The following is a 10,654-nucleotide window of genomic DNA, read 5'->3' as shown; positions in this document are numbered from 1 at the left end:
CGTGCGGGGGCGGTGCCGGACCGGGGGACGGGGGCGGGCCCGTCGGCGTCCGGCCCGGTGGAGTTCAGCAGCCCGGCGGTGGCAGCGGGCGCGCCCGGGGCGGGCGGCGGATCGCCGGCGTCCCTGGGGGAGTTCGGGCCGCCGCCGGTCATGGACCGGATCCCCGCCGCTCCGGGCGACGCGCCGGCCGCCGTGCCCCCGCCGCGGGACGCCGAGCCGGCCGCGGACGGGGACGGACGTCCCGGCCGGATGTCCGTCACCGTGGCCGCCGCCGCGACGCCGGGTGAGGGCGGCCGCGGGCGACGGCTGAGCTGCACCGTCGCGCTCGCGGTCGCGGGAGCGCTGGCGGCGGTGACGGTCGGCTCGGTGTTCCTGTTCGACCTGCTCCCGGGCGACGGCCACGGCGACCGCGACTCCGCCGCGGGCAGCGACGCCCACTCCCCCCAGCCGACGGCCACCGGAACCCCGCCCTCCACCGGGGCGCCGACCGACGGCGGGAGCCCCACCGGCGGCGGGACGGCCACCGCGCTCCCGGCCCGCTACGTCGGCGTCTGGGAGGGCCAGGGCTCCGGCCTCGACGGCTCCCTCCCGATGGGCACGTTCCGGGTGACGGTCCAACGGGCCGACGTCGGCGGGAAGCTGGGCGAGCTGCGGCAGACGGACGTGCTCGGCGGGGTCTGCGTCGACGTGCTGACGCTGAAGCAGGTGACGGCGAAAGCGGTCGTCGCCACGTCGGTCGGCGCGAAGAGCAACCACGGCGGCTGCAATCCGACGGCCCACACCGTCCGGCTCACTCCCACCGGCGACGACCTGACGTACGCCTCGGACAGCGCGGCCGAGGGCAATCCGGTGGCCCGCATGTCCCGGGTCGGCGGGTAGCCGTTCGGGGCCGACGCGGGGGCGGCTTCCGGGCGGCATCGGGCCGGACCCGTGGCCGCGCCACCGGGTGACTCCCTACGATCGCCGACGATGAGCACACCTCCCGACGACCTGACGCTGGCCGTTGTCGCCGCGCTGTGGGGCGCCGCGACCGGCGCGCTGCTGCCGCGCGCGGCCTACCGCTTCGCCACGCCCTGGGAGGAGGCGGACGGCGCCTGGCGCACGGACTGCCCGGCGGGCCACCCGCTCCGCGGCTGGCTCGGACGCGCGCGGTGCGCGCGCTGCGCCGGGCCCGCCGAGCCGGGCTTCCCGGCGCGCTACGCCCCCGGCGGCGTCCGGCTGCCCGTCGTCACCGCCGCCGTGTGCGCGGCGCTCGCCCTCGCCACCGGCCTGCGGCCCGAACTGGCCGTGTGGCTGGTGCTCGCGCCGGTCGGAGTGCTGCTCGCGGCCGTCGACCTGCGGGTGCACCGGCTGCCGGATCCGCTCACCCTCCCGCTCGCGGCCGTCGCCCCGGCCCTGCTGGGCTGCGCCGCGCTGCTGCCCGAGCACGCGGGCCGCTGGACGACGGCTCTGCTGGGCGCGCCCGCCCTCGGCGCCTGCTACCTCGTCCTGCACCTGGTGAACCCCGGCGGCATGGCCTTCGGCGACGTGAAGCTGGCGCTCGGGGCGGGCGCCGTCCTCGGCTGGTACGGCCGGTCCACGGTCGTGCTGGGCACGTTCGCGGCGTTCCTGTCCGGCGCGCTGTACGCGGGCGTGCTGGTCGTCGCGGGGCGGGCGGGACGCAAGACGGCGGTCCCGTTCGGGCCGTTCATGCTCGCCGGAACCCTCGCGGGTCTGCTGATGGGCGCGTACGCGGCCTGAGGTCCGGGCGTCGAAACGTCTGGCGTAGGCTGGCTTGGTCTGTCCACAACCCTTGACGAAAGGGACGCTCCCGGTGACCGAGAAGGCCGACCTTCAGTCCGTCCTCGACCGTGCCGCCGCCGGTGGGCGGATCACGCCGGAGGAGGCGCTCGACCTCTACCGCGACGCGCCCCTGCACGCGCTCGGCGCCGCCGCCGACGCCGTGCGCCGCCGGCTGTACGCGGGCACCGAGCACATCGCCACGTACATCATCGAGCGGAACATCAACTACACGAACGTGTGCGTCACGGCGTGCAAGTTCTGCGCGTTCTACGCGGCCCCCAAGGACACCGCCAAGGGCTGGTCGCGCGACCTCGACGACATCCTGCGCCGCTGCGCCGAGACCGTCGAACTGGGCGGCACGCAGATCATGTTCCAGGGCGGCCACCACCCGGACTACGGCGTCGAGTACTACGAGAAGCACTTCGCGGCCATCAAGCAGGCGTTCCCCCAGCTGGTGATCCACTCGCTGGGCGCGTCCGAGGTCGAGCACATGGCGCGGATCTCGAAGGTGACGGTCGAGGAGGCCATCACCCGCATCCACGCCGCCGGCCTGGACTCGTTCGCGGGCGCGGGCGCGGAACTGCTCCCCGCGCGCCCGCGCAAGGCCATCGCCCCGCTCAAGGAGTCCGGCGAGCGCTGGCTGGAGATCATGGAGATCGCGCACGGGCTGGGCGTCGAGTCGACGTCCACGATGCTCATGGGCACCGGCGAGACCAACGCCGAGCGCATCGAGCACCTGCGGATGATCCGTGACGTGCAGGACCGCACCGGCGGCTTCCGCGCCTTCATCCCGTACACGTACCAGCCCGAGAACAACCACCTGAAGGGCCGCACCCAGGCGACCCTGTTCGAGTACCTGCGGATGATCGCGATCGCCCGCCTGTTCCTCGACAACGTCCGTCACATCCAGGGCTCCTGGCTGACGACGGGCAAGGAGGTCGGCCAGCTCTCCCTGCACTACGGCGCGGACGACCTCGGCTCGATCATGCTGGAGGAGAACGTCGTCTCCTCGGCCGGGGCCAAGCACCGCTCCAACCGCATGGAGATCATCGACCTGATCCGCAAGGCGGGCCGTGTGCCGGCGCAGCGCGCGACGACGTACGAGCACCTCGTCGTCCACGACGACCCGGCGAACGACCCGGTCGACGAGCGGGTCGCGTCGCACATCTCGTCGACGGCGATCGCGGGCGGCACGGCGCACCCCGAGCTCAAGCTCCTCGCGTCCAACTAGCCTGCACATGCTGACCGTTCACGCCGACTCCCGGGGCCGGGCGCTCGCCGTCCAGGGCGCGTGGATCGCCGACGCCGGGTCGCGGGACCGGCTCCTCGCCGCTCATCCGGGCGCGCGGGTGCGGACGTGGCCCGGCATCCTGACGCCGGGCCTGGTCAACCCGCACGGCAACGAACTGCTGGAGGAGGCGTACCACCCGGACCCGCGTGAGGCCGACGAACTGGGCGCCGGACCGGTGACCGGGGACGCGCTGGCGGCGCTCGCCATGGACGACGCCCGCTGGGGCGCGAGCGTGCGGCGCGGGGTGCAGCGCATGCTGGCGCACGGCACGGTCCGGGCGGCCTGCGAGGAACTGCGCAACCCCGCGGTGCGGGCGGCCCTGAACCGCTCCGCGATGGCGGGCACGGGACGCGTCGGCCGCCCCGGCGGGACGCCCTCGCTCGACCCGTACGCCTGCGGACTCCCGGTGGAGTTCGCCCCGCCGCGGGAGCGGCATTCCGCGGCCCGCTTCGCGGTGTTCGACGTACGGGACGAGGCCGAACTCGCCGAGCGCGGCGCGGGCAGCTGCGTCGCCACGGTGGTGGACGGCCGTCTCGTGTACAGACGGCGGTAGCCCCCGGGGCCGTCCTCCGCGGCGGCCGGCCGGGCGGCTATTTCGAGAAGGCCTCGGCGAACGCGCCCGAACTCTGCCGCACCCCGCTGCAGTTCGTCAGGGCGTCCCTCTTCGCCGCGTCGGCCGCCGAGCACTGCTGGTCGCGGAAGGCCGACCACAGGGAGACCCAGGCGATCCCCTTCTCCACCGCGAACGCCCGCACTTGTGCGGCGTCCGCCAGGGAGAACGTCTCGCCGGCGACGTCGTTGGTCCCGATCATCGACGTGAGCGCCATGCCCTTCCACGCGCCGGCGTCCGTCGAGCCGAACACCTTCCTCAGCTGGGCCTGGGCCGCCGTCGCCGAGGTGATCGCGTACCCGCCCATGTCCGCCGCGTACGACTCGCCGTAGTTCATCGTCATGAGGTTGACGGTGGAGACCTGGACGTCGTACGTGTTCGCGGACGCCAGCAGCGCCAGGCTGTCGGCGTCGAGTCCGGTGGGCATCACGGGGAGCGTGAAGGAGACCTCCAGGCCGGGGCGTTCCTTCTGTAGCGCGGCGATCGCCTGTGAGCGCAGCGCCACCGAGTCGGCGTCGGTCAGCTCGTCGCCCTCGACGTCGAAGTCGGCCTGGGTGGAGCCGACCGCGTCGAGCGCCTCTCCGTACGCCCGCGCCAGTGCGGAGGCGCTGTCGCAGGAGGCCGCGAGCTCGGTGCCGGAGGCGCCGCCGAAGGAGACGCGCGCCGTGGCGCCGGACGCCGTCAGTTTCGAGACGCGGGACTTCACGGCCGGGTCGCCGATGGCGTTCGCGCCGTTCCACGTCGGGGTGCAGGCGCTGTCGCCGTTGATGACGAACGCCAGGTTGTACGCCGTCGGCGAGCCCGCCGAGTCGTTGGCCGAGGCCTCCACGGCGCTCACGTAGGGCGCGTACGACGTGCCGGCCGCGCCGGCGCCCGGCGAGGCGGAGCCGTCCGGGGGAGCGGGACTGCCGCCACCGGTCCGCGCGGCGGCCCCGGGCGCCGCGGCCGACGTGCCGCCGGATCCCGCGGAGCATCCCGTGACGGCCAGGGCGAACAGACAGGCCACCCCGGCCGTCGGCGTCAGGAAACTCCTCATCGCGTATGCACCCGCTCTCATGATTTCTGTGCCGGCCCCTGCATCGGGCCCTGTCCCGGACGGGAAACAATGCGTGCTCCCGAAAGGGAAATGTCTCACAAGCGGGCCGGCCGCGCGGGAGCAGCGGACGCCGGGTCGGTTCGTGGAGGAAAGTAGGCAAAGGATGACAACTGCCCGCCCGAAAAAGGGCATTCAGCCCGCCCATGACGAACGGGAGTGGCGCGGGATTTCCCCGGAACTCTCAGGCGAGGGACAGGTTCGCGCGTTTCTCATCGGCCTCTCACAAGCAGCGCAGAGTTTGCGCCACATAAAGGCTCCCTAATATCCGGGGAATGCAATCCGAGCCTGTCATCGAAAGCCGAGCCGCCGCTCGCGGCAGCCGTCGCGGCCGCACACGTGACGACGCCTGTGCCGAGGGGCCCGTGTTCGTCGACACCTCCGGCCGCAGATCGAGGCTGCTGCGCCGGATCGGTCTCCTGCTGGGCGTCGGCTGTCTGGCGTACGCGACCGTCCTGGGCGCCGCGTTCATGGGCTGGGGCACCTCGCTGACCCCGTCCTCGCTGCTGCCGTTCGGCGGCGGGGGCCCGCGCGACGCACGCAACGCCGGGCCCGGCGTTGCGTGCGTCGCGCGGGCCCCCGCCGCCGAACGGCAGCAGCGAGGACGGGGTCAGCGAGGTGCCCCAGCCCATGAACGCGGCGCCCAGGACGGTCGCGTACGCCAGACAGCCGACGCCCAGCAGGAGACCGATCCGGCGCAGCAGCCTCGATCTGCGGCCGGAGGTGTCGACGAACACGGGCCCCTCGGCACAGGCGTCGTCACGTGTGCGGCCGCGACGGCTGCCGCGAGCGGCGGCTCGGCTTTCGATGACAGGCTCGGATTGCATTCCCCGGATATTAGGGAGCCTTTATGTGGCGCAAACTCTGCGCTGCTTGTGAGAGGCCGATGAGAAACGCGCGAACCTGTCCCTCGCCTGAGAGTTCCGGGGAAATCCCGCGCCACTCCCGTTCGTCATGGGCGGGCTGAATGCCCTTTTTCGGGCGGGCAGTTGTCATCCTTTGCCTACTTTCCTCCACGAACCGACCCGGCGTCCGCTGCTCCCGCGCGGCCGGCCCGCTTGTGAGACATTTCCCTTTCGGGAGCACGCATTGTTTCCCGTCCGGGACAGGGCCCGATGCAGGGGCCGGCACAGAAATCATGAGAGCGGGTGCATACGCGATGAGGAGTTTCCTGACGCCGACGGCCGGGGTGGCCTGTCTGTTCGCCCTGGCCGTCACGGGATGCTCCGCGGGATCCGGCGGCACGTCGGCCGCGGCGCCCGGGGCCGCCGCGCGGACCGGTGGCGGCAGTCCCGCTCCCCCGGACGGCTCCGCCTCGCCGGGCGCCGGCGCGGCCGGCACGTCGTACGCGCCCTACGTGAGCGCCGTGGAGGCCTCGGCCAACGACTCGGCGGGCTCGCCGACGGCGTACAACCTGGCGTTCGTCATCAACGGCGACAGCGCCTGCACCCCGACGTGGAACGGCGCGAACGCCATCGGCGACCCGGCCGTGAAGTCCCGCGTCTCGAAACTGACGGCGTCCGGCGCCACGGCGCGCGTCTCCTTCGGCGGCGCCTCCGGCACCGAGCTCGCGGCCTCCTGCGACAGCGCCTCCGCACTGGCGCGGGCGTACGGAGAGGCGCTCGACGCGGTCGGCTCCACCCAGGCCGACTTCGACGTCGAGGGCGACGAGCTGACCGACGCCGACTCGGTGGCGCTGCGCTCACAGGCGATCGCCGCGCTACAGAAGGAACGCCCCGGCCTGGAGGTCTCCTTCACGCTCCCCGTGATGCCCACCGGACTCGACGCCGACAGCCTGGCGCTGCTGGCGTCCGCGAACACGTACGACGTCCAGGTCTCCACCGTCAACCTCATGACGATGAACTACGGCGAGTCGTACGCGGCGGACATGGGCGGGTACGCGATCACCTCGGCGACGGCGGCCCAGGCCCAGCTGAGGAAGGTGTTCGGCTCGACGGACGCCGGCGCGTGGAAGGGCATGGCGCTCACGTCGATGATCGGGACCAACGACGTCGCCGGCGAGACGTTCTCCCTGGCGGACGCCGCACAAGTGCGGGCGTTCGCGGTGGAGAAGGGGATCGCCTGGGTCTCCCTGTGGTCGGCCTTCCGCGACCAGCAGTGCTCGGCGGCCGACGCGGCGAAGAGGGACGCCCTGACGAACTGCAGCGGGGTGCGGCAGAGTTCGGGCGCGTTCGCCGAGGCCTTCTCGAAATAGCCGCCCGGCCGGCCGCCGCGGAGGACGGCCCCGGGGGCTACCGCCGTCTGTACACGAGACGGCCGTCCACCACCGTGGCGACGCAGCTGCCCGCGCCGCGCTCGGCGAGTTCGGCCTCGTCCCGTACGTCGAACACCGCGAAGCGGGCCGCGGAATGCCGCTCCCGCGGCGGGGCGAACTCCACCGGGAGTCCGCAGGCGTACGGGTCGAGCGAGGGCGTCCCGCCGGGGCGGCCGACGCGTCCCGTGCCCGCCATCGCGGAGCGGTTCAGGGCCGCCCGCACCGCGGGGTTGCGCAGTTCCTCGCAGGCCGCCCGGACCGTGCCGTGCGCCAGCATGCGCTGCACCCCGCGCCGCACGCTCGCGCCCCAGCGGGCGTCGTCCATGGCGAGCGCCGCCAGCGCGTCCCCGGTCACCGGTCCGGCGCCCAGTTCGTCGGCCTCACGCGGGTCCGGGTGGTACGCCTCCTCCAGCAGTTCGTTGCCGTGCGGGTTGACCAGGCCCGGCGTCAGGATGCCGGGCCACGTCCGCACCCGCGCGCCCGGATGAGCGGCGAGGAGCCGGTCCCGCGACCCGGCGTCGGCGATCCACGCGCCCTGGACGGCGAGCGCCCGGCCCCGGGAGTCGGCGTGAACGGTCAGCATGTGCAGGCTAGTTGGACGCGAGGAGCTTGAGCTCGGGGTGCGCCGTGCCGCCCGCGATCGCCGTCGACGAGATGTGCGACGCGACCCGCTCGTCGACCGGGTCGTTCGCCGGGTCGTCGTGGACGACGAGGTGCTCGTACGTCGTCGCGCGCTGCGCCGGCACACGGCCCGCCTTGCGGATCAGGTCGATGATCTCCATGCGGTTGGAGCGGTGCTTGGCCCCGGCCGAGGAGACGACGTTCTCCTCCAGCATGATCGAGCCGAGGTCGTCCGCGCCGTAGTGCAGGGAGAGCTGGCCGACCTCCTTGCCCGTCGTCAGCCAGGAGCCCTGGATGTGACGGACGTTGTCGAGGAACAGGCGGGCGATCGCGATCATCCGCAGGTACTCGAACAGGGTCGCCTGGGTGCGGCCCTTCAGGTGGTTGTTCTCGGGCTGGTACGTGTACGGGATGAAGGCGCGGAAGCCGCCGGTGCGGTCCTGCACGTCACGGATCATCCGCAGGTGCTCGATGCGCTCGGCGTTGGTCTCGCCGGTGCCCATGAGCATCGTGGACGTCGACTCGACGCCCAGCCCGTGCGCGATCTCCATGATCTCCAGCCAGCGCTCGCCGGACTCCTTGAGCGGGGCGATGGCCTTGCGCGGGCGCGCGGGGAGCAGTTCCGCGCCCGCGCCCGCGAACGAGTCCAGGCCGGCGGCGTGGATGCGGGTGATGGCCTCCTCGACCGTCACCTTCGAGATCCGCGCCATGTGCTCGACCTCGGACGCGCCCAGCGAGTGGATCACCAGCTGGGGGAACGCCTGCTTGATGGCCGCGAAGTGCTTCTCGTAGTACTCGACGCCGTAGTCCGGGTGGTGGCCGCCCTGGAACATGATCTGCGTGCCGCCCAGTTCGACGGTCTCGGCGCAGCGGCGCAGGATGTCGTCGAGGTCGCGCGACCAGCCCTTGGCGGTGTCCTTGGGGGCCGCGTAGAACGCGCAGAACTTGCACGCCGTGACGCACACGTTCGTGTAGTTGATGTTCCGCTCGATGATGTACGTGGCGATGTGCTCGGTGCCCGCGTACAGCCGGCGGCGCACGGCGTCGGCGGCGGCGCCGAGCGCGTGCAGGGGCGCGTCGCGGTAGAGGTCGAGCGCCTCCTCCGGCGTGATCCGCCCACCGGCGGCGGCACGGTCGAGGACGGACTGAAGGTCGGCCTTCTCGGTCACCGGGAGCGTCCCTTTCGTCAAGGGTTGTGGACAGACCAAGCCAGCCTACGCCAGACGTTTCGACGCCCGGACCTCAGGCCGCGTACGCGCCCATCAGCAGACCCGCGAGGGTTCCGGCGAGCATGAACGGCCCGAACGGGACCGCCGTCTTGCGTCCCGCCCGCCCCGCGACGACCAGCACGCCCGCGTACAGCGCGCCGGACAGGAACGCCGCGAACGTGCCCAGCACGACCGTGGACCGGCCGTACCAGCCGAGGACGGCGCCCGCCCCGAGCGCCAGCTTCACGTCGCCGAAGGCCATGCCGCCGGGGTTCACCAGGTGCAGGACGAGGTAGCAGGCGCCGAGGGCGGGCGCGCCCAGCAGAGCCGTCGTCCAGCGGCCCGCGTGCTCGGGCAGCAGCGCGGCGCAGCCCAGCAGGGCCGGGGCGACGGCCGCGAGCGGGAGGGTGAGCGGATCCGGCAGCCGGTGCACCCGCAGGTCGACGGCCGCGAGCAGCACTCCGACCGGCGCGAGCACCAGCCACACGGCCAGTTCGGGCCGCAGGCCGGTGGCGAGGGCGAGCGCCGCGCACACGGCGGCGGTGACGACGGGCAGCCGGACGCCGCCGGGGGCGTAGCGCGCCGGGAAGCCCGGCTCGGCGGGCCCGGCGCAGCGCGCGCACCGCGCGCGTCCGAGCCAGCCGCGGAGCGGGTGGCCCGCCGGGCAGTCCGTGCGCCAGGCGCCGTCCGCCTCCTCCCAGGGCGTGGCGAAGCGGTAGGCCGCGCGCGGCAGCAGCGCGCCGGTCGCGGCGCCCCACAGCGCGGCGACAACGGCCAGCGTCAGGTCGTCGGGAGGTGTGCTCATCGTCGGCGATCGTAGGGAGTCACCCGGTGGCGCGGCCACGGGTCCGGCCCGATGCCGCCCGGAAGCCGCCCCCGCGTCGGCCCCGAACGGCTACCCGCCGACCCGGGACATGCGGGCCACCGGATTGCCCTCGGCCGCGCTGTCCGAGGCGTACGTCAGGTCGTCGCCGGTGGGAGTGAGCCGGACGGTGTGGGCCGTCGGATTGCAGCCGCCGTGGTTGCTCTTCGCGCCGACCGACGTGGCGACGACCGCTTTCGCCGTCACCTGCTTCAGCGTCAGCACGTCGACGCAGACCCCGCCGAGCACGTCCGTCTGCCGCAGCTCGCCCAGCTTCCCGCCGACGTCGGCCCGTTGGACCGTCACCCGGAACGTGCCCATCGGGAGGGAGCCGTCGAGGCCGGAGCCCTGGCCCTCCCAGACGCCGACGTAGCGGGCCGGGAGCGCGGTGGCCGTCCCGCCGCCGGTGGGGCTCCCGCCGTCGGTCGGCGCCCCGGTGGAGGGCGGGGTTCCGGTGGCCGTCGGCTGGGGGGAGTGGGCGTCGCTGCCCGCGGCGGAGTCGCGGTCGCCGTGGCCGTCGCCCGGGAGCAGGTCGAACAGGAACACCGAGCCGACCGTCACCGCCGCCAGCGCTCCCGCGACCGCGAGCGCGACGGTGCAGCTCAGCCGTCGCCCGCGGCCGCCCTCACCCGGCGTCGCGGCGGCGGCCACGGTGACGGACATCCGGCCGGGACGTCCGTCCCCGTCCGCGGCCGGCTCGGCGTCCCGCGGCGGGGGCACGGCGGCCGGCGCGTCGCCCGGAGCGGCGGGGATCCGGTCCATGACCGGCGGCGGCCCGAACTCCCCCAGGGACGCCGGCGATCCGCCGCCCGCCCCGGGCGCGCCCGCTGCCACCGCCGGGCTGCTGAACTCCACCGGGCCGGACGCCGACGGGCCCGCCCCCGTCCCCCGGTCCGGCACCGCCCCCGCACG

At 74.0% G+C, this 10,654-nt stretch carries 8 protein-coding genes and 2 pseudogenes; 5 read left to right on the top strand and 5 right to left on the bottom strand.

Annotated features, from left to right (window positions below; all coding sequences use genetic code 11):
* The 4 genes and pseudogenes from KMS84_RS35510 to KMS84_RS35525 form a co-directional block, all read left to right on the top strand.
* Window positions 1–879, top strand: a pseudogene (locus tag KMS84_RS35510) (serine/threonine protein kinase); the annotation flags it as partial.
* Window positions 880–969: 90 nt separating this feature from the next.
* Entirely contained in the window at window positions 970–1,740 is a 771-nt protein-coding gene (locus KMS84_RS35515; protein ID WP_256920660.1) for a prepilin peptidase, read from the top strand.
* A 73-nt stretch (window positions 1,741–1,813) separates the two neighbouring features.
* Window positions 1,814–3,013: a cyclic dehypoxanthinyl futalosine synthase gene (mqnC, locus tag KMS84_RS35520; protein ID WP_256920661.1), complete on the top strand. Its 1,200-nt coding sequence runs from the start codon at window positions 1,814–1,816 to the stop codon at window positions 3,011–3,013.
* A 7-nt stretch (window positions 3,014–3,020) separates the two neighbouring features.
* Window positions 3,021–3,626 carry a hypothetical protein gene (locus KMS84_RS35525; RefSeq protein ID WP_256920662.1) on the top strand — a complete coding sequence of 202 codons (606 nt, stop codon included), beginning with the start codon at window positions 3,021–3,023 and terminating at the stop codon, window positions 3,624–3,626.
* Between the two features lie 37 nt (window positions 3,627–3,663).
* Here the strand turns inward: KMS84_RS35525 and KMS84_RS35530 are convergent, their stop codons facing one another.
* The gene (locus tag KMS84_RS35530; protein WP_256920663.1) at window positions 3,664–4,719 is read right to left on the bottom strand and encodes a chitinase; all 1,056 of its coding nucleotides are present in this window, start codon (window positions 4,717–4,719) and stop codon (window positions 3,664–3,666) included.
* 1,216 nt (window positions 4,720–5,935) lie between these two features.
* Here KMS84_RS35530 and KMS84_RS35545 point away from each other — a divergent pair.
* The gene (locus KMS84_RS35545; protein WP_256920663.1) at window positions 5,936–6,991 is read left to right on the top strand and encodes a chitinase; all 1,056 of its coding nucleotides are present in this window, start codon (window positions 5,936–5,938) and stop codon (window positions 6,989–6,991) included.
* Window positions 6,992–7,028: 37 nt separating this feature from the next.
* On the opposite strand, the gene KMS84_RS35550 is transcribed toward KMS84_RS35545, so the two are convergent.
* From KMS84_RS35550 to KMS84_RS35565, 4 genes and pseudogenes are all read right to left on the bottom strand, one after another.
* The gene (locus tag KMS84_RS35550) at window positions 7,029–7,634 is read right to left on the bottom strand and encodes a hypothetical protein (protein ID WP_256920662.1); all 606 of its coding nucleotides are present in this window, start codon (window positions 7,632–7,634) and stop codon (window positions 7,029–7,031) included.
* Window positions 7,635–7,641: 7 nt separating this feature from the next.
* On the bottom strand, window positions 7,642–8,841 hold the full coding sequence (gene mqnC, locus KMS84_RS35555) for a cyclic dehypoxanthinyl futalosine synthase (protein ID WP_256920661.1): 1,200 nt from the start codon (window positions 8,839–8,841) through the stop codon (window positions 7,642–7,644).
* 73 nt (window positions 8,842–8,914) lie between these two features.
* Window positions 8,915–9,685, bottom strand: a complete 771-nt coding sequence (locus tag KMS84_RS35560; RefSeq protein ID WP_256920660.1) for a prepilin peptidase — start codon at window positions 9,683–9,685, stop codon at window positions 8,915–8,917.
* 90 nt (window positions 9,686–9,775) lie between these two features.
* Window positions 9,776–10,654 (bottom strand): annotated as a pseudogene (locus KMS84_RS35565) (serine/threonine protein kinase); the annotation flags it as partial.

The organism is Streptomyces hilarionis (genome assembly GCF_024539675.1).
GTDB classification, from domain to species: Bacteria; Actinomycetota; Actinomycetes; order Streptomycetales; family Streptomycetaceae; genus Streptomyces; species Streptomyces hilarionis.
Note: the sequence above shows the minus strand (reverse complement) of the source record. Positions and strands in the feature narration are given on the sequence as shown.

What these genes read in the sequence shown, in the direction of transcription:
- KMS84_RS35515 (WP_256920660.1), top strand. Translation starts at nt 970, where the DNA reads ATGAGCACACCTCCCGACGACCTGACGCTGGCCGTTGTCGCCGCGCTG.
- KMS84_RS35525 (WP_256920662.1), top strand. Translation starts at nt 3,021, where the DNA reads ATGCTGACCGTTCACGCCGACTCCCGGGGCCGGGCGCTCGCCGTCCAG.
- KMS84_RS35530 (WP_256920663.1), bottom strand. Translation starts at nt 4,719, where the DNA reads ATGAGGAGTTTCCTGACGCCGACGGCCGGGGTGGCCTGTCTGTTCGCC.
- KMS84_RS35545 (WP_256920663.1), top strand. Translation starts at nt 5,936, where the DNA reads ATGAGGAGTTTCCTGACGCCGACGGCCGGGGTGGCCTGTCTGTTCGCC.
- KMS84_RS35550 (WP_256920662.1), bottom strand. Translation starts at nt 7,634, where the DNA reads ATGCTGACCGTTCACGCCGACTCCCGGGGCCGGGCGCTCGCCGTCCAG.
- KMS84_RS35560 (WP_256920660.1), bottom strand. Translation starts at nt 9,685, where the DNA reads ATGAGCACACCTCCCGACGACCTGACGCTGGCCGTTGTCGCCGCGCTG.